The following is a 22592-nucleotide window of genomic DNA, read 5'->3' on the forward strand; positions in this document are numbered from 1 at the left end:
GCTGGAGGCGGTCATCCCGGTGCACACCCACTTCGACCACGTGCTGGACTCCGCACTCGTCGCCGACCGCACCGGCGCGCGGCTGGTCGGCGGGCAGTCCGCGGCCAACGTCGGAAGGGGATACGGCCTGCCGCAGGACCGGATCGTCGTCGCGGCCGACGGCGAACCGATGCAGCTGGGCGCCTACGACGTCACCCTGATCGAATCGCACCACTGCCCGCCCGACCGGTTTCCCGGCGTCATCGGCGAACCGGTGACCCCGCCGGTGCGGTCGGCGACGAGTGCGGAGTCCAGCACGTGGTCGAAGTGGGTGTGCACCGGGATGACCGCCTCCAGCCGCGAGACCTTGGCCCGGGCCAGGCATCCGTCGACGCGCGCCGGCGAGGGTGCCACCTTGCCGGCCGCGACCGTGGCCAGGCCGGGCCGGGAGAAGTAGCCGTCGGTCATCAGGGCCGACGAGCCGTCGTCGATCAGCAGGGTGGCGACGCCGATCCAGGTCACCGAGAGCCCGTCGGCCTCGGCGGCGGGAGCGTCGAACCGGCCTGCGTACCGCGCGATGTCGGGACGCCCGAGTTTCAGTCGCATCAGCAGAACGCCCTGATCTCGGTGCCGGTCGTGGCAAGGCGGTCGCGGACGGCGGCGGCGATCTGCACCGCTCCCGGCGAATCACCGTGCACGCAAACCGATTCCACCTTCAGCGTGAGTTGGGTGCCGTCGATCGCGGTGACCTGCCCGGAGTCGACCATGGTCGCCACCCGGTCGGCGATCACCGCCGGGTCGGCCAGCACCGCGCCTTGTTCGCGGCGCGACACCAGCCGGCCGTCGGGCCGGTAGGCCCGGTCGGCGAAAGCCTCTGCGACCGTGCGTAATCCGCGCCGAGTGGCTTCGTCGAAGAAGGCCGAGTCCGCCATGCCCAACACCGGCAATCCGGAATCCACCAGGCGCACCGCCTCGGCTACGGCGGCGGCCTGCTCGACGTGGGTGACGATCGTGTTGTACAGCGCGCCATGGGGTTTGACGTAGGACACCGTGGAGCCGGCCGCGTGCGCCATCGCCCGCAGCGCGCCGATCTGATACACCACGTCGGCGATCAGGTCCTCGGCGGCGACGTCGATGAAGCGCCTGCCGAACCCGGCCAGGTCGCGGTAGCTCACCTGCGCCCCGATGCGGACCCCGCGCCGGGCGGCCGACCGGCATACCCGCAGCAGGCCCGCCGGGTCACCGGCATGGAAACCGCACGCGACGTTGGCGCTGCTGACGATGCCGAGCATGGCGTCGTCGTCACCCAGGCGCCAGACACCGAAGCCCTCGCCCAGGTCGGCGTTGAGGTCGATAGCGGCCACCCGCCCAGCTTATGGGGGCGCCCGGCGCCGGCCTAGGCGAGGAGGCGCGGCGCCGGCTACCGCCCGCTGACCTTGGCCGCGATCCGCTCGGCGAGGTCGACCGCGGACCCGCCGGGCACGAAGGAGCCGCAGGTGGCGACGTCGATGACGACGTTGTTGCGCACGGTCAGCGCCCGCTGGCACGTCCAGCCGTCGCTACTGTCCTGAACTTCGGAGGTGCTGAGCGTGCCACCGACCTTGTGGGCCTCGCCGACGGTCCACACGATGTCCGGCTTGTCCACGGGATGTTCGGAGAACTTCCGGTTGGCGCAGGCGGACCACCGTCGCACCGAGGCGTCGTAGAACACGTTGGCCTTGCGCGCCGAGGGGTAGGCGATCACGGCCTGGATGGCGGAGTCGTTGCGGACCGCCGGGTCGTCGAAGTTGTCGTCGAGGCGCTGGCCGCGCATCGCGATCCAGCCGGTGTCCGCATAGACGGCCTCCTGGGCCGGGCCGTCCATCGCCAGGCAGCTCTTGTCGCTGAAAGTCGAACTCCAATCCCACATCGTCTGAACGCCGTACCGCAGCCGCATCCCCGAGCTGAGCAAGGAGTTGATCTGGTCCACCCCGAGCAGCAGCCCATCCAGGGCCGCGGCGGCCACCGGCGGCTGGAGCAGCGGACCGGAGGTGTCTGCGGGCGACGCGCTGCCGCCGACCACGGTGGTGCAGCCGGTGGCCAGGGCGGACACCGCCGCGGCCACCAGCAACGCGATTCGCCCGCGCACCACTGCCTCCCGGACGTAAAACCTTGTGGGGCCCAGCTTAAGCGGCAGCGGATCGCCGGCGCCCGATCAGCCAGCAGACCAGGTAGATCAGGAACGAGATGCTCGCGACGAACACCGACACCGGCACGCCCGGCGCCAGCGACAGCAGCAGGCCCCCGACCGCGGACACCTCGGCGAACACCACCGAGGTGACCATCGCCGCCGCCGGGGAGGCGACCACCCGGGCCGCCGCGGCCGCCGGCGTGATCAACAACGACATCACCAGCAGCGCGCCGACGATCTGCACCGCCTGGGCCGCCACCACCCCGACCAGGGCGGCGAACACGATGCCCAGCGCGTAGACCGGCACGCCGCGGGCGGCGGCGACGTCGGGGTCGACCGTGGCGAACAGCAGCGGGCGGTAACACGTCGCCAGGACGGCGATGACGAGCAGGCAGACCAGCGCCAGCATGGTCAGGCCCGTGTAGCCCACCCCGACGATCTGGCCGGTCAGCAGGGCGAAGCTGGTCGACGTGCGGCCCGGATAGAGATGGATGAACAACACCGCCAGGCCCAGCCCGAACGCCAGCACCACGCCGATCACCGAGTCGCGTTCCCGGTCACGCCGCCCGAGCACACCGAACAGCGCCGCGGCCAGGGCGCTGCCGATCAGGGCGCCGAGGCCCACGCCGAACCCCACCAGCAGCGCGAAAGCGGCTCCGGTCAAAGACAATTCGCTGGAACCGTGCACGGCGAACGACATCTGGCGCATCACGATGAACGGCCCGATCAGCCCGGCCACCAGGCCCAGCAGGGCGGCCGCCAACAGCGCCTGCTGCACGAAGTCGTGGGCGAGCAGGTGGGCGGTGATGTCGAAGGAGAACAGGTGGTTCAGCAGGCCGGTGAGCCGATGTTCCATCAGTGGTACCCATCGTCACGAGCGCCGGCCACCACGTAGCCGTCCTTGACCTTCACCACCTGGATGTCGGATTGGTATAGCGCCGAAAGGGTCTGGCTGGTCATCACCTGCTCGACCGTGCCGATCTCGAACCGGCCGTCGACCAGATACAGCAGCCGGTCCACGTACGGCAGGATCGGGTTGATCTCGTGGGTGACGACGATGACGGTGGTCGCGGCGTCCTGGCGGCGCCGCTCGATCAGCGCCGACACCAGCCTGGCGTTGGCCGGATCCAACGTCAGCAGCGGTTCGTCGCACAGCAACAGCAGCGGGTCGCTGACCAGTGCCTGGGCGATGCGCACCCGCTGCAACTCGCCGCCCGACATCGTCCCCACCCGGACGTCGGCCAGGTGTTCGCCGTTGACCTGGCGCAGCGCCTGGCGCACGGCCGCGCGCCGGCGGGCCCGATCGGCCGACCGCAGCGGGATGGCGCCCCAGCGCGGCCCGTCGATGCCCAGCCGCACCAGGTCGCGCCCGCGCAGCATCACGTCGGCGTCCATCGGATGGTGTTGGGGCACATAGCCGATGCGTCCGCTGCCCGACGTGATCGGCTTGCCGTCCACCAGCCCGACACCGGCGCTCAGCGGCAGCTGCCCCAACAGCACCTTGAGCAGCGACGTCTTGCCGCTGCCGTTGGGGCCCAGCACCGCGATGAATTCGCCGCGCGACACCGACAGGTCCAGGTGGTCCCACAGCACCCGGTCGCCGAAGGACAGCCGCGCCCCGCGCAGCGAAACCGTTTCCGCGGGGTTCTCGATGGCCGGTTCGAGGCTCACGACGGTACGGTCCGGCTCGACCGCAGCGCGGACTGCAGCTGATTGACCGTGTTGCGTTGCCAGGCAAGGTATTCCGTGCCTTCGGTCAGCGTTTCGGACACGTCGGTGACCGGGACGCCCGCGTGCCGTGCGGCGTCGCGCAGACCGTTGATCGCGGTGGTGGAGGTCTGCGGGTTGACCAGCACCGCCGACACCTGACGACGGTTGACCAGGTCGAGGACCACCGCCATGTCGGCCGGTGCCGGATCGGTCTCGTTCTCGATGGCCGCCTCGAACGCGGGCGGGGTCCGGTTCGCCAGGCCCGTGGCCTTAAGTAGGTAGAACGCGACCGGTTCGGTCGCGACCACCGAGGTGTTGGGATAGGCGGTCGCGATGGCGTGTTCGGCGCCGGCGATCGAGTCGGCGTCGCGGCCGAACGCGACGGCGTTGGACCGATAGTCGGCGGCGTTGCCCGCGTCGATCGTCGCGAGGCGCTCGGCGATGGTGCTCGCCACCGCTTTGGCGACGTCCAGGTCGTAGAAGACGTGCTCGTTGCGGGGTGCTCCGTCGTTGTTCAGAAACGAGTAGGCGTTGACCGGCTTGGCGTCCGGGTGGCGGGCCAGCACGTCGTCGACCCACCCGTCGTACCCGCCGCCGTTGAAGACCACCAGCGGGGCGTCGGCGATCGCGGCGGCGTCGGCGGGACTGACCTCATAAGAGTGGGGGTCGATGTCCGCCCCGCTGAGAATGGATTTGACGGCGACGTGGCGGCCGGTGACGGCGCGCGCCACGCTGCCCCACACGTCGGTGGAGGCGACGACGGAGAGCGCGCGCGAATGCGCCGAACCGACACAGCCGGTGAGCACCGCGCCGCCGGCCACCGCCAGCGCGGCCGCCAGCCATCGCGTCGCGTCGGCGGTTCTGGCCTTAGCCGTTCGTTGCCGCGTCGGTGCCATGTGCACGTCCGTTTTCCTCCCGCCGGCCAGTCAGCCGATCCACAATACTAATGAAAACCGTTTCCATTACAAAGCCGCAAGCTGAAGCACGTACGCACGGGCCCCGATCCGCTGTAGCCTCACCGAACGTGAGTCCCACACCGCGCCGGCGTGCGACTCTGGCGTCATTGGCGGACGAGCTCAACGTTTCGCGCACGACGATCTCGAATGCCTTCAACCGACCCGATCAGCTCTCCCCGGACCTGCGCGAGCGCGTGCTCGCGACGGCCAAGCGGCTGGGCTACGCCGGCCCCGACCCGGTGGCGCGTTCGTTGCGGACCCGCAAGGCGGGCGCGGCCGGTCTGGTGATGGCCGAACCGCTGCCCTACTTCTTCAGCGACCCCGCCGCACGCGACTTCGTCACCGGCGTGGCCCAGTCCTGCGAAGCGCTGGGGCAGGGGCTGCTGCTGGTCGCTGTCGGACCCAGCCGCAGCCTCAAAGACGGCACGGCCGCGGTGCTTTCGGCCGGCGTGGATGGCTTCGTGGTCTATTCGGTGTGCGACGAGGATCCCTACCTGCAGGTGGTGTTGCAGCGCCGGCTGCCGATAGTGGTGGTCGACCAGCCCAAGGGGCTGCCCGGCGTCTCGCGGGTGGGCATCGACGACCGCGCGGCGATGCGTGAGCTCGCCGACTATGTGCTGGGCCTGGGGCATCGCGAGATCGGGCTGCTGACCATGCGGCTGGGCCGGGACCGGCGCCAGGGCCTGGTAGACGCCGACCGGCTCCGCTCACCCGCGTTCGACGTGCAACGCGAGCGCATCGTCGGCGTGTGGGAAGCGATGACGGCCGCCGGCGTGCAGCCCGATTCGTTGACCGTGGTGGAGAGCTACGAGCACCTGCCCGAATCGGGCGGCGCGGCCGCCAAGGCGGCGCTGGAGGCCAATCCGCGGATCACCGCGCTCATGTGCACCGCCGACATCCTGGCGCTGTCGGCCATGGATTACCTGCGCGCCCACGGCATTTACGTGCCGGGGCAGATGACCGTCACCGGCTTCGACGGCGTGCCCGAGGCCATCAACCGCGGGCTGACCACGGTGTCGCAGTCCAGCCTGCAGAAGGGCCGCCGGGCCGGGGAGCTGCTGTTGAAGCCGCCGCGCTCGGGCCTGCCCGCCATCGAACTGTTGGACACCGAACTCATCCGGGGCCGCACCGCCGGCCCGCCGGCGTGAGCAAAGCTACTTCGAGTCCTGGTCGCCGATCAGCAGCCGCACGGCCAGGTCCAGCCGCTTGCTGACGTCGGTGGCCGAGGCCCGCCGGGTGAGCCACGCCAGCAGGTTCGACAGCCACACGTCGGAGATCACCCGGGCGATGTGGTACTGGTCCTCGGTCGGTTCGCCGTCGGCCATCGCCCGCGCGAACATCGAATCGATGAGCTTCTCCACCTGGTCGACCTCGCTGGCCGCCGACGCGTCGGCGAACACGTAGGCCCGGGTCATCGCCTCGGTCAACAGGGGGTTGCGCTGCATTGCGCGGTTGAGCTTGCCCACCATGAAGTTCAGCCGCTGAAAGGGCGTGCCCCCGGTCATCGCCGAGCGGTCCGTCTTGGCGTCGATGCGGCTGAACTCGCGGCCCAGCGCCGACACCAGCAGGTGCACCTTCGACGGGAAATACCGGTACAGCGTCCCCACCGCGACGTCGGCGCGATCGGCCACCGCACGCATCTGAACTGCCTCGTAACCGCCCTTGGAGGCGATGGCCATGGTGGCGTCCAGGATGCGCTTGCGGCGTTCCCGCTGCGCCTCCGACCCCAGTTCGGACTCCGCCAGTACCGCCACGTTCAGAACCTCGCGCGGCTGCGCGTCAGAAACGCGGCTCGGATTTGCGTTGGCTGGCATGTGACGGTTTGCTCCTGTTCCCGGCGGTTCGTTTGCAAACGATACGCATTCTGCGTGTGAATTTCCCACCTCCATACCGCCGCGGACAAGCGCTGTGCTGCTGTAATGGCGTTCGACTTGACGGTCGATCACTGGCACTATTAGAACACGTTCTAGTCTCGAAGAGCGCGGGTTGCGTGCCAACACGTGCCGAAGGCATACCCGCTGGGCGGGCAGATCGCACAATCAGGACAGGGGTTTCGACGCCCCTGTCACGCCGAGTCAAGGACGCGGAGGGCTCTCACGTGGTAGCGACCGTCACCGACGAACAGTTTGCCGCGCGGGCCCTGGTGCGCGACTGGGCCCGCAATTCGACGTCGGGGCCGGGCGGCACCGCGGCGATCCGCGACGTGGAGCAGGGCAAGCCCGACGCCTGGCGGCCGGTGTTCTCCCGGCTGGCCGAGCTGGGCATCTTCGGCGTCGCTATCCCCGAGGAGTTCGGCGGGGCGGACGGCAGCATCGAAGACCTGTGCGCGATGGTCGAGGAGGCGGCGAAGGCGCTGATCCCCGGGCCGGTCGCCACCACCGCGCTGGCCACATTGGTGATCTCGGATCCCGAGTTGTTGGGCGCCCTCGCCGCCGGGGAGCGCTTCGCCGGGCTGGCGCTGGAAGGCGACGTCGAGTTCGACGGCGCAACGTCGACGGCGTCGGGCACGCTGCCCTTCGCGCTGGGCGTAGCCGACGGCGCGGTGCTGCTGGCGCCGGCCGACGGCAAGTGGCTGCTGATCGACACCGGCGGCGAGGGCGTGCGGATCGAACCCCTGCAGGCCACCGACTTCTCCCAGCCCCTGGCCCGGGTGGTGCTGGACTCGGCGCCGGCCACCGTGGTGTCGGACAAGCGCGAGCGCGTCGAGGAGCTGGCCGCGACCGTGCTGGCGGCCGAGGCGGCCGGCATCACCCGATGGTCGCTGGAGACCGCCGTCGACTACGCCAAGGTCCGCGAGCAGTTCGGCAAGCCGATCGGCAGCTTCCAGGCCATCAAGCACATCTGCGCCGAGATGCTGTGCCGCGCCGAGCAGGCCGAGGTGGCCGCCGCCGATGCCGCGCGGGCTGCCGCCGAGGGCGACGAAGCCCAGTTCTCCATCGCGGCGGCCCTGGCCGCGAGCACCGGCATCGCCGCCGTGAAGGCCAGCGTCAAGGACTGCATCCAGGTCCTCGGCGGCATCGGCTGCACCTGGGAGCACGACGCGCATCTGTACCTGCGCCGGGCGCACGCCATCGGCCGGTTCCTGGGCGGGGCGGAGGCCTGGCTACGCCGCATCACCGCGCTGACCCAGTCGGGGGTGCGACGCCGCCTGGGTATCGACCTCAGCGAGGTCGAGGACCAGCGGGCGGAGATCGCCGCCGCCGTCGCCCAGATCGCCGAACTGCCCGAGGAGAAGCGGCAGGCGGCGCTGGCCGAGGCGGGCCTGCAGGCGCCGCACTGGCCGCCGCCCTACGGCCGTGGCGCGGGACCCGCCGAGCAGTTGCTGATCGACCAGGAGCTGGCGGCGGCCGGCGTGGCCCGGCCCGACCTGGTGATCGGCTGGTGGGCGGCGCCGACCATCCTCGAGCACGGCACCCCCGAGCAGATCGAGCGCTTCGTGCCCGGCACCACGCGTGGCGAATTCCTGTGGTGTCAACTGTTTTCCGAGCCGGGAGCCGGCTCGGACCTGGCGTCGCTGCGCACCAAGGCGGTCCGGACCGAGGGCGGCTGGAACCTGACCGGGCAGAAGGTGTGGACGTCGGCGGCGCACAAGGCGCGCTGGGGCGTGTGCCTGGCCCGCACGGATCCGGACGCGCCGAAACACAAAGGCATCACCTACTTTTTGGTGGAGATGAGCTCCCCGGGTATCGAGATCCGCCCGCTGCGCGAGATCACCGGCGACTCGTTGTTCAACGAAGTGTTCCTGGACAACGTGTTCGTTCCCGACGAGCTGGTGGTCGGCGAGGTGAACGACGGTTGGCGGCTGGCCCGCACCACGCTGGCCAACGAGCGCGTCGCGATGGCCAACGGGACGGCGCTGGGCAACCCGATGGAGGAACTGCTCGAGCTGCTGGCCGAGCTCGACCTCGACGCCGCGCAGCAAGACCGGTTGGGGCGGTTGATCGTCGCGGCGCAGACCGGCGCGCTGCTGGACCAGCGGATCGCCCAGCTGGCCGTGGGCGGCCAGGACCCGGGAGCGCAGTCCAGCGTGCGCAAGCTCATCGGTGTGCGCTACCGCCAGGCCCTGGCCGAATTCACCATGGATGTCTCCGAGGGCGGCGGGCTGGTCGATCGGCGGGCGGACGGCGACCGCGCGGTGTTCGACTTCCTCAACACCCGCTGCCTGACCATCGCCGGCGGCACCGAGCAGATCCTGCTCACCGTCGCCGCGGAGCGACTTCTGGGGCTGCCGCGCTAGCCGAGATCGGCTGCAGCAGAGCGCAATTCCTCCAGCTCCTGGCATGCCATGGCACCCAGATCCTGGTCCTCGCCGGGTTCGGCCCAACGGGCGTAGGCCTTTTTGAATGCCAAGGCACCCAGCTCGGCGGCCAGTGCCGCGGTCGGCTCGGGCACGCCGCGGGATTGCAGCGCTTCGACCACCGCCAGCGCCAATCCGATCTGTTTGAGCGCGTTGCGTTCCTGAAGCTCGGCGCTGGCAGCGATCGCGGCCTTGAGCCTGGGGGCGAGTTCCTTGTTGAACGACGTGAACGCCGCCGCTGCCGACTTCAGGCCGGAGCACACCGCGGCCAGCGGCGTCGCGTCGGCGGGCGCAGCGGCGATGCCCTCGCGCAGTAGTTGGGCGATGGCGTCCTGGCCGGCCGCCAGCACGTCCCGCTTGTCCGGGAAGTGTCTGAAGAACGTGCTTTTCGTCAGGCCAGCGCGCTCGGCGATCTCCGCGACGGTCGTCTGGTCGTAGCCGCGCTCGTTGAACAGGTCCAGCGCCGCGCCGACCAGGCGTGCGCGCGCGTCGGGTTCCCAGCGAGCCATGGCCCCACTTTAGTGATGCGACCATTGTCCCATCACTGGTGTAGGGTGATGGGACAATAGTCGCATCAGATGAAGGAGTTACTCGTGCGCGTATTCGTCACCGGCGCCAGCGGCGGAATCGGCTCGGCCGTCGTCGCACAATTGATCGCCGCCGGCCATCAGGTCGTGGGCCTGGCCCGGTCGGACGCTGCGGCCGCGATCATCAGCGGGCTCGGCGCTGAGCCGCTGCGCGGCGACGTCACCGACCTCGATCTGATGCGGAAGGCGGCCGATGACGCCGACGGCGTCGTATACCTGGCGTTCTCCCACGACTTCACCCGGATGATCGGTGACGCGATCGGCGACGAATTTCGCGCCGTCACCGCGGTCGGCGCCGCGCTCGTCGACACAGGTAAACCGCTGGTGGTTGCCAGCGGCACCCCGGCGCTCGCCGGCCGCACGAGCACCGAGGACGACCCCTTCAACACCGAGGGGCCGATGGCCGGACGCGCACGCACCGGACAGGCCGTCATCGACCTGGCCGAGCAAGGCGTCCGATCGGCCGTGGTGCGGCTGCCGCGATCGGTGCACGACGCCGGTGGCCGGTACGGCTTCTGCAGCATCCTGATTCAGGCCGCACGGCAGCGCGGCGTGTCGGCCTTCGTCGGTGACGGTACCCAGCGCTGGCCTGCCGTGCATCGCGACGATGCCGCGTCCTTGTTCCGGCTCGCTCTCGAAAAGGCCGCGCCCGGTTCGGTTTTGCACGCGGTGGGCGACGAAGGCGACCCGATGCGGGCGATCGCCGAGGTGATCGGTCGCCGGGTCGGCGTGCCCGTCGAGTCCGTCCCCGACGCGGTCTTCGGGCCGCTCGGCACCATGTTCGCTATCGACCAGCCCTCGTCGAGCGCACTGACCCGCCAGCGATTGGGCTGGAAGCCCACTGGTCCAAGCCTGCTCGACGATCTCGAGACCGGCGACTACCCCGAATAGGTCAGGAGAACGTGGTCTGCGCGCAGGTGCTCGGTGAGGTGATGTTGACCCCGGAGTAGACCACCTGGATGTGGGTGCAGGCGATGACGTTGTTGTCGGTCTTGGGTTGGCCCGTCTGCCAATCGGTGGAGTCGATGCGCCCGTTCGTCTGGTACTTCTCCGGCGGGCCCTCGCCCATGTAGATGGTGGTGATCTCGTCGGAACCCATGGACTTCATCACCCGCTCGTACTGGCCGGTGGCGTGGGCGTCGAGGTAGGCCAGCCGGTTCGAGGACCGGATCTCGGTGGTCTGCCGGGCCCACAGGCCGGGCGGGAAGCCGGTCACGCCGTCGGGCGTCAGCATGTCCGCCCCGGCGGTGAAGTCGCAGTGGCCGTCGGCCTTGAAGCAATTCAGCACGGCCCGCGTCTCCAGCTGGTTGGGCCCGTCCAGCGGGAACAGCGTGGTGGCGGTGTTGCTGGCCGCCGCGCACACCGGGGCGGGTGCAAGCATCGGCAGCACTGCGACGACTGCGAATCCCGATACCAGCCGCCTCATCGATGCTCCCTTTCCCGGTGATCCCAACGGTGAACTTAGCCCCGCGGCTACTCGTCGTAGGTGACTTCTACCGAATCAGATTCCGGGTGAGATTGACAGGCCAGAATCAGGCCTTCGTCCAGATCCTGCTGCTCGAGCACGTCGTTGACCTCCATGCTCACGTTGCCCTTGCGCAGGGTGCACGCGCACGCGCCGCAGTGACCCTCGCGGCAGGAGAAGGGGGCGTCGAGGCCCTTGGCCAGCAGGACGTCGAGCAGCTTGGCGTTGCGCGGCCAGGACACGGTGTGGGTTTCGCCGTCCAGCTCCACCACCGCGGTCGCCGGCGGCTCGTCGCCCTCGGGGGTGTCCTCGATCGTCACCGCCGCGAACGGGTCGGAGTCCAGCGACTTGAACACCTCGATATGTATCTGCGCCGCAGGCACTTTCAGCGTTTCCAGCGCTTGTCTCGCCGAGTCCATGAAGGCGCCCGGGCCGCAGATGTACACGGGCCGATCCGTGTAGGGCGCGGCCAACTTGGCCAGCGCGGCCACGCTGGGCAGGCCCTGCAGCGATTCCAGCCAGTGCAGCACCGTGAGCCGGTCGGGGTATTTGGCCGCCAGCTCGCGCAGCGCGTCGGAGAAGATCACCGAGCGCTCGTCGCGGTTGGCGTAGACCAGCGTCACCTGCCCGCTGCCCTCGGCCAGTGCGGACTTGCAGATGGACATGATCGGGGTGATGCCGCTGCCCGCGGCCATCAGCAGGAAGTCGTCGCCCAGCGTCTTGGGCACGAAGGTGCCCGACGGGGCCAGCACGTGGATGCGCATGCCCTTGTGCGCGTGGTCGCACAGCCAGTTGGACGCGTAGCCGTCCGCGGTGCGTTTGACGGTGACCGTGAGCGCGTCGTCGGTGAACGGCGAGCTGCACAGCGAATAGCAGCGGGCCACCGAGCCGGTGCGCTCGCTGGGAACGCGCAGCGTCAGGAACTGGCCCGGCGCGTACCGTAACCGCTCGGGCGGGATGTCGGGGTCGCCCGCGTCGTCGGGTACCGCGAACACCAGCGACCGCGCGTCGTCGGTCTCGGCGATGACCTCGGCGACCTGCAGTTCGAGGACGTGGTCACCGAGTGGCTCGTCGGGAATCGCCTCGGTCAAGGCCCGTCCCTTCCTTTCGTGGCAAAACGTGTCGACCCGCTGCGACCGGCTCCGCCGCTATTGCGATCGCCACGGCAAAACGTGTCGACCCGCTGCGACCGGCTCCGCCGCTCTTGCGATCGCCACGGGCAACTAGAACATGTTACAGAAAAGCGGATTCGTATCGCTACCAGCCGCAGGAATACCCTGCTCGACACAAATCGGAACGTGTTCTAGTCTCTGGTGTAAGTCCGCTGAGTAAGTCTGGCGCAGGAGGCAAACGTAAGTGACGTCCATTCAACAGCGTGATGCGCAGTCGGTTTTGGCTGGCATCGATGATCTGCTCCCGCAGATTCGCGAACGCGCTCAGGCGACGGAGGACCTACGGCGGCTGCCCGACGAGACCGTTCAGGATCTTCAGGATGTGGGCTTCTTCACCCTGTTGCAGCCCGAGCAGTGGGGCGGTTTGCAGTGCGACCCGACGCTGTTCTACGAGGCGGTGCGGCGGCTGGCCAGCGCGTGTGGCTCCACCGGCTGGGTGAGCTCGATCATCGGCGTGCACAACTGGCACCTTGCGCTGTTCGACCAGCAGGCCCAGGAGGAGGTCTGGGGCGAGGACCCCAAGACCCGGGTGTCGTCGTCGTATGCCCCGATGGGTGCCGGCGTGGTGACCGATGGCGGTTACCTGGTCAACGGCTCATGGAACTGGTCCTCGGGCTGTGACCACGCCACGTGGGCGTTCCTCGGCGGTCCAGTGATCAAGGACGGCCGTCCGGTGGACTTCGGCAGCTTCCTGATCCCGCGCAGCGAGTACCGCATCGACGATGTGTGGCACGTCGTGGGCCTGCGGGGCACCGGCAGCAACACCGTCGTCGTCAAGGACGTCTTCGTGCCGCGCCACCGGTTCCTGTCCTACAAGGCCATGAACGACGGCACCGCGGGCGGGTATGAGACCAACACCGCGCCGGTGTACAAGATGCCTTGGGGCACAATGCATCCCACAACCATTTCGGCGCCGATCGTCGGGATGGCCTACGGCGCGTACGACGCGCACGTCGAGCATCAGGGCAAGCGGGTGCGGGCGGCGTTCGCCGGCGAGAAGGCCAAGGACGACCCGTTCGCCAAGGTCCGCATCGCCGAGGCGGCCAGCGACATCGACGCAGCCTGGCGTCAGTTGAGCGGCAACGTCGCCGACGAGTACGCCCTGCTGTCCGCCGGCAAGGAGATCCCGTTCGACCTGCGCGCCCGCGCGCGCCGCGACCAGGTGCGCGCCACCGGCCGGGCGATCGCCTCCATCGACCGGTTGTTCGAGGCGTCCGGTGCCACGGCCTTGGGCAATGACCAACCGGTGCAACGGTTCTGGCGCGATGCGCACGCCGGCCGGGTGCACGCGGCCAACGACCCGGAGCGGGCCTACCAGATCTTCGGGAACAACGAGTTCGGGTTGCCGCCCGGCGACACCATGGTCTAGCGCCGGCGACGATGCAGAGCGAAGCGATGAGGAGGAGCGGCGCCGAATGACCGGCACCTCGACAACCGAAGAAATAACCTTCGAATCGACCTCGCGGTTCGCCGAGGTGGACGTCGACGGCCCGCTGAAGCTGCACTACCACGAAGCCGGGGTCGGCAACGACCAGACCGTGGTGCTGCTGCACGGCGGCGGACCGGGCGCGGCGAGTTGGACGAACTTCTCCCGCAACATCCCGGTGCTGGCCGAGCGGTTTCACGTGCTGGCCGTCGACCAGCCGGGTTACGGCCACTCCGACAAGCGCGCCGAGCACGGGCAGTTCAACCACTACGCGGCACGGGCGCTCAAGGGTCTGTTCGACCAGCTGGGTCTGGGACGCGTTCCGCTGGTTGGGAATTCGCTCGGCGGTGGCACCGCGGTCCGCTTCGCGCTGGATTACCCGGACCGGGCCGGCAAGCTGGTGCTGATGGGGCCAGGCGGGGTGAGCGTGAACCTGTTCGCGCCCGACCCGACGGAGGGCGTCAAACGGCTCGGCAGGTTCTCCGCCGAGCCCACCCGCGAAAACCTCGAGGCGTTTCTGCGGGTGATGGTCTACGACCAGAAGCTGATCACCGACGAATTGATCGACCAGCGCTTCGAATTGGCCCGCACACCCGAATCGCTGACCGCGACGCGGGCAATGGGGATGTCTTTCGCCGGAGCCGATTTCGAGCTGGGCATGATGTGGCGCGAGGTGCACCGGCTACGCCAGCCGGTGCTGCTGATCTGGGGCCGCGAGGACCGGGTCAACCCGCTGGACGGCGCGCTGGTCGCACTGAAAACCATTCCGCGTGCACAGCTTCACGTTTTCGGGCAATGTGGGCACTGGGCACAGGTGGAGAAATTCGACGAGTTCAACAAGCTCACGATCGACTTCCTGGGAGGTGCGCGATGAGCATCCGTTCTTTGGGCTATCTGCGTATCGAGGCCACCGACATGGCGGCCTGGCGTGAATACGGCTTGAAAGTCCTCGGCATGGTCGAGGGAAAGGGCGCCACCGATGGCGCGCTCTATCTGCGGATGGACGACTTCCCGGCACGGCTGGTGATCGTGCCCGGCGAGCAGGACCGGCTCATCGAATCCGGCTGGGAATGCGCGAATGCCGCTGGGCTGCAAGAGATCCGGAACCGGCTAGACATCGAGGGCACGCCCTACAAGGAGGCCACCGCCGCCGAACTGGCCGACCGCCGGGTCGACGAGATGATCCGGTTCTCCGACCCGTCCGGCAACTGTCTGGAGGTCTTCCACGGCGCTGCGCTCGAACACCGCCGCGTGGTCAGCCCGTACGGGCACAAGTTCGTCACCGAGGACCAGGGCCTGGGCCACGTGGTGCTGACCACCCGCGACGACGCAGAGACCCTGCACTTCTACCGCGACGTGCTGGACTTCAAGCTGCGTGACTCGATGCGACTGCCCCCTCAGGTGGTCGGCCGGCCCGCCGACGGCCCCCCAGCCTGGCTGCGGTTCCTGGGCTGCAACCCGCGCCACCACAGCCTGGCCTTCATGCCCGGCCAGACCCCCAGCGGCATCGTGCACCTGATGGTCGAGGTCGAGAACGCCGACGACGTCGGCCTGTGCCTGGACCGGGCCCTGCGCCGCAAGGTGCCGATGTCGGCGACGCTGGGCCGCCACGTCAACGACCTGATGCTGTCCTTCTACATGAAGACACCCAGCGGGTTCGACATCGAATTCGGTTGCGAGGGAAGACAAGTCGCCGACGACGACTGGATCGCCCGGGAGAGCACCGCGATCAGCCTGTGGGGCCACGACTTCAGCGTCGGATTCAAGGGTTAGTTTCTCAGGCCATGACTGCCGCGCCGATCGACCCGCGCACGTTCCGCAGCGTGCTCGGCCAGTTCTGCACCGGGATCACCATCATCACCACCGTGCATGACGACGTCCCGGTCGGTTTCGCCTGCCAGTCGTTTGCGGCGCTGTCGCTGGACCCGCCGCTGGTGTTGTTCTGCCCCACCAAGGTGTCGCGGTCGTGGCAGGCGATCGAGGCCAGCGGCCGGTTCTGCGTCAACATGCTGACCGAGCAGCAGAAGCACGTCTCGGCCCGCTTCGGCTCCAAGGAGCCCGATAAGTTCGCCGGGATCGACTGGCACCCTTCCGAACTCGGTTCGCCGATCATCGACGGTTCGCTGGCCTACATCGACTGCACGGTGGCCTCCGCGCACGACGGGGGCGATCACTTCGTGGTATTCGGTGCGGTGCAGTCGCTTTCGGAGGCGCCCAAGATCAAGCCGCGGCCGCTGCTGTTCTATCGCGGTGAATACACCGGCATCGAACCGGACAAGACGACGCCCGCCCAGTGGCGCGACGACCTGGAAGCGTTTTTGACGACGACCACCCAGGACACCTGGCTGTAGCGGGACACCTGGCTGTAGCGGCGCCCTACCGGTCGCGGCGGTCGGCGGACATGTCGACCGTGGGGGAGTTGTCCGCTATCGGCTGCTCCTGGCTCCACGCGGGGTCGCGTCCGGCGGCGTTCTCGCCGGCCGCGACATCCCTGTCCTTGTCGGCCTTCACCTTCGGGTCGAGGTTGTCGGCACGCTTGAACTGCTCGTCGAGCTGTTCGCGCGAGGACGCCGCTTCCGTCTGATGGGTTGACGCCCGATCATGCAGGCGGGCGGCTTCGGCGGCCTTGGCCTCGGCTTCGGCCTGCGCGGCACGGGCTTTCGCGGCCGTCTCGGCGGCCAAGGCCTCGCGGCGCTCGACCTTGGCGCTCTCCAAGTTGGCTTTTTCGCGGATCTGTTCGGCCTCCCGCTCGCGGCGGCGCCTGGTGGCTCTGCGGGCGGCGATAGCCAGGGCGACGATCACGAGGACCGCCACAACTGCGGCGATGACGATCCAGACGGTGTTGCTGGTATTCATGATGGACTCCGTTGTCGATATACCGAAGCGCTAAGGCCCCGTTCGCCGGGTTGCCGTATTCGACAGGAACGAAACAACCCAAGTCGACACCCGCGGCTCGAGCGCCTCCGCGGGGCCGGAGAATGGAGTCATGACGCTGGACCTGAACGGGTACTTCGACCGCATCAACTACGACGGTCCGGCCGAACCGAGCCTCGAGGTGCTACAGGCGCTGATGACCGCCCACACCGGCTCGATCCCGTTCGAGAACCTCGATCCGCTGATGGGCGTGCCGGTCGACGACCTTGGCCCGGAAGCCCTCACCGACAAGCTGGTCCGCCGGCGCCGTGGGGGCTACTGCTACGAGCAGAACGGCCTGATGGGCTACGCGCTTGCCGAAATCGGTTTCCGGGTGCGGCGGTTGGCCGGCCGGGTGGTCTGGATGCAGCCACCCGAGACGCCGCTGGGCGCCCAGACGCACACCGTGCTGGCGGTGACGTTCCCGGGCTCGCGGGGTTCGTTTTTGGTCGACGTCGGCTTTGGTGGCCAGACGCTGACGTCTCCCATCCGTTTGCAGACCGGCAACGCCCAGCAGACCACGCACGAGCCGTATCGGCTCAACGACCGCGGCGACGGCCTGGTGCTGCAAGCGCAGGTCCGCGACGAGTGGCAACCGCTGTACGTCTTCGGCACCCAGAGCGTGCCCCAGATCGATCTGCGGGTGGGCAGCTGGTACGTCTCCACGCATCCGTCGTCGCATTTCGTGACCAGCCTGATGGTCGCGTTGACCACCGACGACGCCCGCTACAACCTGGCCGGCCGGAACCTGACGATTCACCGCGCCGATGGCAGCGAGAAGATCCGCCTCGAGGACGCGGCGGCGGTCGTCGAGGTGCTCGGTGAGCGGTTCGGCATCGACGTGGCGGGCATCGGCGAGGCGGGTGCGCTCGAGGCGCGCATCGCGCAGGTGCTCGACGCCTAGGCGCCTCGTGCGGTTTCGCTAGCGCGCCGCGAGCCAGGGGCCGAGGCGTCGCACCGCTTCCTCGATATCGTGGGTCGGGCCCGCGAACGACAGCCGGACGAACGAATTCCCGCGCGTGGTGTCGAAGTCGATGCCTGGTGCGATCGCAACACCGGTCTGCGCCAACAGCTTTGAACAGAACTCGATCGAGTTGTCGGTGATATCCGAAACGTCGGCGTAGACGTAGAAGGCGCCGTCGGTGGGGGCCAACCGCTCGATGCCGATGCTGCGCAGCCCGTCGAGCACCAGCGAGCGGTTGGTCGCGTAGTGGTGCAGGTGACCGTCGGCTTCGGCCGTCGCCTCCGGGGTGAAGGCCGCCACCGCGGCGAGTTGCGACAGCACGGGCGGGCAGATGGTGAAATTGCCGGTCAAACAATCCACCGCGCGGCGCAGCTCGGCCGGCACCAGCAGCCAGCCCAGCCGCCAGCCCGTCATCGCGTAGTACTTCGAAAAGCTGTTGACCACCACGGCGTTTCGGGATGTCTGCCACGCGCAGCTGGTCTGTGGCGCACCGTCGTAGACCAGGCCGTGGTACACCTCGTCGCTGATCAGTCGCGCTCCCGATGCATCACACCAGGAGGCGATGGCGGCCAGCTCCGCCGGGTCGATGACGGTGCCCGTCGGGTTGGCGGGGCTCGCCACGATGACGCCCTGCACCGGCGGGTCGAGTTCGGCCAGCATCTGCGCGGTCGGCTGGAAGCGAGTCTGCGGCCCGCAGGGAATCTCCACCACCTCACAACCCAAGGCGGACAAGATGTTTCGGTAACACGGGTAACCGGGGCTGGCCAGCGCCACCCGATCGCCGACGTCGAAGCAGGCCAGGAAGGTGAGCAGGAAGCCGCCGGAGGAGCCGGTGGTGATCACCACCGCATCCGGTTCGACGTCGAGCCCGTGCTGGCGCTGGTAGTCGGCGGCGATCGCGGCGCGCAGTTCCGGGGTGCCCAACGACACCGAGTAACCCAGCTCGTTGGAATGCACGGCGGCCGCCGCAGCCGCTCGCACCGGCTCGGGCGCACCCACGCTGGGCTGGCCCGCCGACAGGTTGACCAGGTCGCCGTGGCTGCGCTGGCGTTCCGCGGCCGCCAGCCACACATCCATCACATAGAACGGTGGGATGCCGGCGCGCAGCGAGACACGGTCGGTCACGGCGTCTGGAGTACCTCGGATTCCAGCCGCTTAAGCAGTTGTTGCGGCGAATCCAGCAGATGCGCGCTGCCGTGGGCGCGTTTGAAGTACAGGTGCATGTCGTGTTCCCAGGTGATCGCGATGCCGCCGTGCAGCTGGATCCCCTCGGCGGCCACGACGTTCAGCGCCTCGGTGGCGGCCAGGCGGGCGGTGGCGGCGTTGGTGGGGCTGGGGGCATCGCAGGCGTCGGCGACGACGGCCTTGGCGGCGGAGACGGTGACATACAGATCGGCCATCCGGTGCTTGAGCGCCTGGAAGCTGCCGATCGGCCGGCCGAATTGCACTCGGTCCTTGGCATATTCGACCGTCAGCTCCAAACAGCGCTGCGCGGCGCCGATCTGCTCGGCGGCCAGCAGGATGGCCGCCGTGTCCGCCAGGCCGGGGTCGGTGCCGATCGGCTCGGTCTCCTCGGCCGTGAGCCGCGCCAGGCGCCGGGTCGGGTCCATGGTGGTGACGGGCTCGGCGCCGAACCGGGTCCACCTGTTCAGCCGGCCGTCCTCGACGGCGACCACGACGTCGGCGATATCACCGTTGACCACGTAGTCGGCGTCGAACACCAGCGCGCCGATCGCGGCGCCCTCGGCGAGGCCCTCCAGCGTCGTGACGTCCGGTTCGGCCGCGCTCAGCAGCGCCAGCTCGGCCAGCGTGGTGCCGAGCAGCGGGGAGGGCACCAGCGCGCGGCCCAGCTCCTGCAAAACCGTTGCGGCATCGGCCAGTTCGCCGCCCGCGCCGCCCAGCTCCTCGGGAATCACCAGTGCCGCCGCGCCGACCTGCTCGCACAGCAGCTGCCAGAGCGACTCGTCGTAGCCCTTCTCGGACTCCATGGCCGCGCGCACGGCCGCCGGGCCGGCGTGCTTGGCCACCAGGGCGGCGACGGTCTCGCGGAGGAGTTCGCGTTCTTCTGTTGTGGTCATAGCGCCTCCAGCACTCGGCGCCGGTGCTGCTCCGGGGTGCCCCACGCCGACCGCAGCGCCTGCACCCGCAGCAGCAACAGCGACAGGTCGTGCTCCTGGGTGAAGCCGATCGCACCGTGGGTTTGCAGCGCCGACCGCGCCGCCAACAGCCCCGCCTCCGACGCCGCCGCCTTGGCCGCGCTGACGTCGCGGGGGTCCAGCGTCAGCGCCGCGCCATACACCAGCGGACGGGCCAGCTCGATGGCGATGTGCACGTCGGCGAGCTTGTGCTTGATCGCCTGATACGAGCCGATCACCCGGCCGAACTGGGTGCGCTGCTTGGCGTAGTCGACCGCGCCGTCGCGCAGCGCCTCGGCCGCACCGATCAGCTGGGCCGCGGTGGCCAGCGCGCCGAACTGGTAGGCGCGCTTGACATCCGCCTGCCACGACGGCCCGGTCGCGGTCACGTCGAAGAGCTTTCGGCTGGGGTCGACGGACTCGTGGGCGTCGTCTGGTGTTGCCTCGGTGACGCCGTTCTCGCCGGCCAGCAGCACCAGCCCGGCCACGTCGGCGTCCACCGCGCGCGGCGTCTGCGGCGGCAGGGCGACGGTGGCGATCAGCTCACCGGAGGCCAGTTCGGCGCATCGCTCGGCCCGATCGCCCGAGGCGAGCAAAACCGGTGCCACGGCGATGGATTCGGCGACCGGCCCCGGCACGCACCAGCGGCCCAGGCGCTCGACGGCGACGACGAGGTCGACGGGGTCGGCCTCGATCCCGTCGAATTTCTCCGGCACGGCCAGCGCGGTGACGCCCAGGGTGGCCAACTGCTCCCACACCTTGCGGCCCGGTGCGGTGTCGCCCGCCGCCCACGCGCGCACCGCGCCGGGCAGATCCGCCGCGCCCAGCGCGGCGTCGATGCTGGCCGCGAAGTCGCGCTGCTGTTCGTCTAGCGCAAATTTCACTTCTTGCCCCCGGACTTTTCGCGCGGCAGGCCCAGCAACCGCTCGGAGATGATGTTGCGTTGAATCTCGTTGGTGCCGGCGTAGATCGGGCCGCCCAGCGCAAACAGCAAGCCCTCGGTCCACCGGCTGGTCAGTTCCCCGTCGGCGGCCAGCAGGTCCAGCGCGGTCTGGTGCAGTTCGACGTCGAGGTCGGACCAGAACACCTTGGTCACCGAGGATTCGGCGCCCAGCTCCCCGCCGAGGCCCAACCGGGTCACCGTGCCGAAGGTCTGCAGCCGGTAGGCCTGCGCCTTGATCCAGCCGTCGGCCACCCGGTCGGCGAACGCCTCGGGTGAGCCGCTGTCCTGCCACAGCCGCACCAGCCGCTCGGCGGTGGCCAGGAAGCGGGCCGGGCTGCGCAGTGACATGCCGCGCTCGTTGCTCGACGTGCTCATGGCCGCCCGCCAGCCCTCGTGCGGGGTGCCGATCACGTCCTCGTCGGGCACGAAGACGTCGTCGAGGAAGATCTCGCCGAACCCGGTGTCGCCGCCCAGCTGGACGATGGGGCGCACCGTGACCCCCTTGGCCTTCAGGTCGAACATGAAGTACGTCAGCCCGTTGTGCCGCTCGGCTCCCGGGTCTGACCGGAACAGCCCGAAGCCCCGCTCGGCGAACGGGGCTCGCGAGCTCCAGATCTTCTGCCCGTTGAGCAGCCAACCGCCGTCGGTCTGGGTGGCGGTGGATCGCAGCGACGCCAGGTCGCTGCCGGACTCGGGCTCCGACCACGCCTGGGCCCAGATCTCTTCTCCGCTAGCCATTTTCGGCAGGATCCGGTCGCGCTGTTCTTCGGTGCCGTGCGCGAACAGCGTCGGCGCCAGCATCGAGGTGCCGTTGGCGCTGGCGCGGCCCGGCGCGCCGGCCCGGAAGTACTCCTCCTCGAACACCACCCAGTGCAGCAGCGGCGCGTCGCGGCCGCCGTACTTTTTCGGCCAGGTGATCACCGACAGGCCGGCGTCGAACAGCACCCGGTCCCATTTCCGGTGCTGGTCAAAGCCTTCGGCGTTGTCGTATGACTTGGTCGGGATGTTTTCGGCGTTGGCCGACAGGAATTCCCGGACCTCGGCCTGGAAGGCCAGGGTGTCTTCGTCTAGATCCAGATCCATCAGTCCAGCTCTCGCAGTTGTGGTTTGACCACCTTGCCGCCGGCATTGCGCGGCAACGCGTCGACGAACCGCACCGACCGCGGTGCCTTGAAGTTCGCCAGATGTTCACGGGTGTAAGCGATCACGGATTGCTCGTCGAGTTGGGCGCCGGGCCGGGTCACCAGGTATGCCCGGCCCACCTCGCCGAGCCGCTCGTCGGGAACTCCGATCACCGCGGCGTCGGCCACGCCGTCCATCCGGGCCAGCACCTGCTCGACCTCGGCGGGGTAGACGTTGAATCCACCGCAGATGTACATGTCTTTCAGGCGATCGGTGATGCGCAGGTTGCCGGCCGCGTCGACGGCGCCGATGTCACCGGTGTGCAGCCAGCCGTCGGCGTCGATGGCGGCCGCGGTGGCCTCGGGGTCTTCCAGGTAGCCCAGCATCACGTTCGGCCCGCGCAGCAACACCTCGCCCGACTCCCCGGGGGCCTCGGCGTCGATGCGCAATTCGAAGTCGGCGAACGGGCGGCCGCAGGTGGTGGCCACGGTGACCGCGTCATCGTCGGCGCGGCACATCGTGCCCATGCCGTTGGCCTCGGTCAGCCCGTAGGCGGTCAGCACGATGTCGATGTCCAGTTCGGACTGCATGCGCTCGACCAGCACCACGGGCACGGTCGCCGCGCCGGTCACCGCGAACCGCAACGAGCTCAGGTCGTAGTCGTTGCGCGCCGGGTGGTCGAGCAGGGTTTGGTAGATGGTGGGCGGCCCGGGCAGCACGGTGATGCGGTGTCGCTCGATGGCCTGCAGTGCG

General features: G+C 69.2%; 23 protein-coding genes and 2 pseudogenes. 8 read left to right on the forward strand and 17 right to left on the reverse strand.

The window, feature by feature from the left end; all coding sequences use genetic code 11:
• The 7 genes and pseudogenes from A5622_RS30820 to A5622_RS16745 form a co-directional block, all read right to left on the reverse strand.
• On the reverse strand, window positions 1-211 hold a 211-nt coding region (locus A5622_RS30820), incomplete at its 3' end, for a hypothetical protein (protein WP_369829243.1).
• 50 nt (window positions 212-261) lie between these two features.
• Window positions 262-585 (reverse strand): annotated as a pseudogene (locus tag A5622_RS16720) (MBL fold metallo-hydrolase); the annotation flags it as partial.
• The gene (locus tag A5622_RS16725) at window positions 585-1343 is read right to left on the reverse strand and encodes a LamB/YcsF family protein (protein WP_066868873.1); all 759 of its coding nucleotides are present in this window, start codon (window positions 1341-1343) and stop codon (window positions 585-587) included. The pseudogene A5622_RS16720 and the gene A5622_RS16725, both read right to left, overlap by 1 nt.
• A 56-nt stretch (window positions 1344-1399) precedes the next feature.
• Window positions 1400-2110, reverse strand: a complete 711-nt coding sequence (locus A5622_RS16730) for a sensor domain-containing protein (RefSeq protein ID WP_066880087.1) — start codon at window positions 2108-2110, stop codon at window positions 1400-1402.
• A 34-nt stretch (window positions 2111-2144) separates the two neighbouring features.
• Window positions 2145-3005, reverse strand: a complete 861-nt coding sequence (locus A5622_RS16735) for a metal ABC transporter permease (RefSeq protein WP_066880090.1) — start codon at window positions 3003-3005, stop codon at window positions 2145-2147.
• On the reverse strand, window positions 3005-3820 hold the full coding sequence (locus A5622_RS16740; RefSeq protein ID WP_066880092.1) for a metal ABC transporter ATP-binding protein: 816 nt from the start codon (window positions 3818-3820) through the stop codon (window positions 3005-3007). The genes A5622_RS16735 and A5622_RS16740 overlap by 1 nt, the downstream gene beginning before the upstream one ends.
• A complete protein-coding gene (locus tag A5622_RS16745; RefSeq protein WP_066867391.1) occupies window positions 3817-4755 on the reverse strand; it encodes a metal ABC transporter solute-binding protein, Zn/Mn family in 939 nt (312 codons plus the stop codon). The genes A5622_RS16740 and A5622_RS16745 overlap by 4 nt, the downstream gene beginning before the upstream one ends.
• Before the next feature lie 128 nt (window positions 4756-4883).
• Here A5622_RS16745 and A5622_RS16750 point away from each other — a divergent pair, with 128 nt between their 5' ends.
• Window positions 4884-5963 (forward strand): LacI family DNA-binding transcriptional regulator, encoded by a 1080-nt coding sequence (locus A5622_RS16750; RefSeq protein ID WP_066880094.1) that lies wholly within the window; start codon window positions 4884-4886, stop codon window positions 5961-5963.
• 6 nt (window positions 5964-5969) lie between these two features.
• Here the strand turns inward: A5622_RS16750 and kstR are convergent, their stop codons facing one another.
• A complete protein-coding gene (kstR, locus tag A5622_RS16755) occupies window positions 5970-6569 on the reverse strand; it encodes a cholesterol catabolism transcriptional regulator KstR (RefSeq protein ID WP_066867395.1) in 600 nt (199 codons plus the stop codon).
• 344 nt (window positions 6570-6913) lie between these two features.
• On the opposite strand from kstR, the gene A5622_RS16760 reads away from it, so the two are divergent.
• Window positions 6914-9052 (forward strand): acyl-CoA dehydrogenase, encoded by a 2139-nt coding sequence (locus tag A5622_RS16760; RefSeq protein WP_066880096.1) that lies wholly within the window; start codon window positions 6914-6916, stop codon window positions 9050-9052.
• Here the strand turns inward: A5622_RS16760 and A5622_RS16765 are convergent.
• The gene (locus A5622_RS16765; protein WP_066880098.1) at window positions 9049-9621 is read right to left on the reverse strand and encodes a TetR/AcrR family transcriptional regulator; all 573 of its coding nucleotides are present in this window, start codon (window positions 9619-9621) and stop codon (window positions 9049-9051) included. The genes A5622_RS16760 and A5622_RS16765 overlap by 4 nt on opposite strands.
• A gap of 84 nt (window positions 9622-9705) precedes the next feature.
• On the opposite strand from A5622_RS16765, the gene A5622_RS16770 reads away from it, so the two are divergent.
• Complete coding sequence (locus tag A5622_RS16770; RefSeq protein ID WP_066880116.1) at window positions 9706-10590, forward strand: SDR family oxidoreductase; 885 nt, start codon at window positions 9706-9708, stop codon at window positions 10588-10590.
• A gap of 1 nt (window position 10591) precedes the next feature.
• Here the strand turns inward: A5622_RS16770 and A5622_RS16775 are convergent, their stop codons facing one another.
• Together A5622_RS16775 and A5622_RS16780 are read right to left on the reverse strand one after the other, a co-directional pair.
• Window positions 10592-11125 (reverse strand): hypothetical protein, encoded by a 534-nt coding sequence (locus tag A5622_RS16775; protein ID WP_066867384.1) that lies wholly within the window; start codon window positions 11123-11125, stop codon window positions 10592-10594.
• A 47-nt stretch (window positions 11126-11172) separates the two neighbouring features.
• On the reverse strand, window positions 11173-12255 hold the full coding sequence (locus tag A5622_RS16780; protein WP_066867381.1) for a ferredoxin--NADP reductase: 1083 nt from the start codon (window positions 12253-12255) through the stop codon (window positions 11173-11175).
• A 265-nt stretch (window positions 12256-12520) separates the two neighbouring features.
• Between A5622_RS16780 and hsaA the strand changes: the two genes are divergently transcribed.
• Genes hsaA through hsaB form a run of 4 tightly spaced genes read left to right on the forward strand, consistent with a single transcriptional unit; the run spans window position 12521 to window position 16113 of the window.
• A complete protein-coding gene (hsaA, locus tag A5622_RS16785) occupies window positions 12521-13705 on the forward strand; it encodes a 3-hydroxy-9,10-secoandrosta-1,3,5(10)-triene-9,17-dione monooxygenase oxygenase subunit (protein WP_066867379.1) in 1185 nt (394 codons plus the stop codon).
• 46 nt (window positions 13706-13751) lie between these two features.
• A complete protein-coding gene (gene hsaD / locus A5622_RS16790; RefSeq protein ID WP_066880100.1) occupies window positions 13752-14636 on the forward strand; it encodes a 4,5:9,10-diseco-3-hydroxy-5,9,17-trioxoandrosta-1(10),2-diene-4-oate hydrolase in 885 nt (294 codons plus the stop codon).
• Complete coding sequence (gene hsaC / locus A5622_RS16795; RefSeq protein WP_066880102.1) at window positions 14633-15535, forward strand: iron-dependent extradiol dioxygenase HsaC; 903 nt, start codon at window positions 14633-14635, stop codon at window positions 15533-15535. Before hsaD ends, hsaC begins: the two co-directional genes overlap by 4 nt.
• 11 nt (window positions 15536-15546) lie before the next feature.
• The gene (gene hsaB / locus A5622_RS16800; protein ID WP_066880104.1) at window positions 15547-16113 is read left to right on the forward strand and encodes a 3-hydroxy-9,10-secoandrosta-1,3,5(10)-triene-9,17-dione monooxygenase reductase subunit; all 567 of its coding nucleotides are present in this window, start codon (window positions 15547-15549) and stop codon (window positions 16111-16113) included.
• 25 nt (window positions 16114-16138) lie between these two features.
• On the opposite strand, the gene A5622_RS16805 is transcribed toward hsaB, so the two are convergent.
• On the reverse strand, window positions 16139-16618 hold the full coding sequence (locus A5622_RS16805; protein WP_066880106.1) for a hypothetical protein: 480 nt from the start codon (window positions 16616-16618) through the stop codon (window positions 16139-16141).
• A 130-nt stretch (window positions 16619-16748) separates the two neighbouring features.
• Between A5622_RS16805 and A5622_RS16810 the strand changes: the two genes are divergently transcribed.
• Window positions 16749-17579 (forward strand): arylamine N-acetyltransferase, encoded by an 831-nt coding sequence (locus A5622_RS16810; RefSeq protein WP_066880108.1) that lies wholly within the window; start codon window positions 16749-16751, stop codon window positions 17577-17579.
• An 18-nt stretch (window positions 17580-17597) separates the two neighbouring features.
• On the opposite strand, the gene A5622_RS16815 is transcribed toward A5622_RS16810, so the two are convergent.
• The 5 genes and pseudogenes from A5622_RS16815 to fadD3 all read right to left on the reverse strand — a co-directional run.
• On the reverse strand, window positions 17598-18764 hold the full coding sequence (locus tag A5622_RS16815; RefSeq protein WP_066880110.1) for a pyridoxal phosphate-dependent aminotransferase: 1167 nt from the start codon (window positions 18762-18764) through the stop codon (window positions 17598-17600).
• Complete coding sequence (locus A5622_RS16820) at window positions 18761-19717, reverse strand: acyl-CoA dehydrogenase family protein (RefSeq protein ID WP_066867365.1); 957 nt, start codon at window positions 19715-19717, stop codon at window positions 18761-18763. Before A5622_RS16820 ends, A5622_RS16815 begins: the two co-directional genes overlap by 4 nt.
• Window positions 19714-20658, reverse strand: coding sequence for an acyl-CoA dehydrogenase family protein (locus A5622_RS16825; RefSeq protein WP_066880112.1), 945 nt, complete (start codon window positions 20656-20658; stop codon window positions 19714-19716). Before A5622_RS16825 ends, A5622_RS16820 begins: the two co-directional genes overlap by 4 nt.
• Window positions 20655-21800: an acyl-CoA dehydrogenase family protein gene (locus A5622_RS16830; RefSeq protein WP_066880114.1), complete on the reverse strand. Its 1146-nt coding sequence runs from the start codon at window positions 21798-21800 to the stop codon at window positions 20655-20657. The genes A5622_RS16825 and A5622_RS16830 overlap by 4 nt, the downstream gene beginning before the upstream one ends.
• A pseudogene (fadD3, locus tag A5622_RS16835) lies at window positions 21800-22592 on the reverse strand (3-((3aS,4S,7aS)-7a-methyl-1,5-dioxo-octahydro-1H-inden-4-yl)propanoate--CoA ligase FadD3); the annotation flags it as partial. The gene A5622_RS16830 and the pseudogene fadD3, both read right to left, overlap by 1 nt.

This window comes from Mycobacterium sp. 1245801.1 (assembly GCF_001673055.1).
Classification (GTDB): Bacteria; Actinomycetota; Actinomycetes; order Mycobacteriales; family Mycobacteriaceae; genus Mycobacterium; species Mycobacterium europaeum_A.

What these genes read in the sequence shown, in the direction of transcription:
- A5622_RS16805 (WP_066880106.1), bottom strand. Translation starts at nt 16,618, where the DNA reads ATGAATACCAGCAACACCGTCTGGATCGTCATCGCCGCAGTTGTGGCG.
- A5622_RS16810 (WP_066880108.1), top strand. Translation starts at nt 16,749, where the DNA reads ATGACGCTGGACCTGAACGGGTACTTCGACCGCATCAACTACGACGGT.
- hsaD (WP_066880100.1), top strand. Translation starts at nt 13,752, where the DNA reads ATGACCGGCACCTCGACAACCGAAGAAATAACCTTCGAATCGACCTCG.
- hsaC (WP_066880102.1), top strand. Translation starts at nt 14,633, where the DNA reads ATGAGCATCCGTTCTTTGGGCTATCTGCGTATCGAGGCCACCGACATG.
- A5622_RS16745 (WP_066867391.1), bottom strand. Translation starts at nt 4,755, where the DNA reads ATGGCACCGACGCGGCAACGAACGGCTAAGGCCAGAACCGCCGACGCG.
- A5622_RS16735 (WP_066880090.1), bottom strand. Translation starts at nt 3,005, where the DNA reads ATGGAACATCGGCTCACCGGCCTGCTGAACCACCTGTTCTCCTTCGAC.
- A5622_RS16775 (WP_066867384.1), bottom strand. Translation starts at nt 11,125, where the DNA reads ATGAGGCGGCTGGTATCGGGATTCGCAGTCGTCGCAGTGCTGCCGATG.
- hsaB (WP_066880104.1), top strand. Translation starts at nt 15,547, where the DNA reads ATGACTGCCGCGCCGATCGACCCGCGCACGTTCCGCAGCGTGCTCGGC.
- A5622_RS16830 (WP_066880114.1), bottom strand. Translation starts at nt 21,800, where the DNA reads ATGGATCTGGATCTAGACGAAGACACCCTGGCCTTCCAGGCCGAGGTC.
- A5622_RS16765 (WP_066880098.1), bottom strand. Translation starts at nt 9,621, where the DNA reads ATGGCTCGCTGGGAACCCGACGCGCGCGCACGCCTGGTCGGCGCGGCG.
- A5622_RS16820 (WP_066867365.1), bottom strand. Translation starts at nt 19,717, where the DNA reads ATGACCACAACAGAAGAACGCGAACTCCTCCGCGAGACCGTCGCCGCC.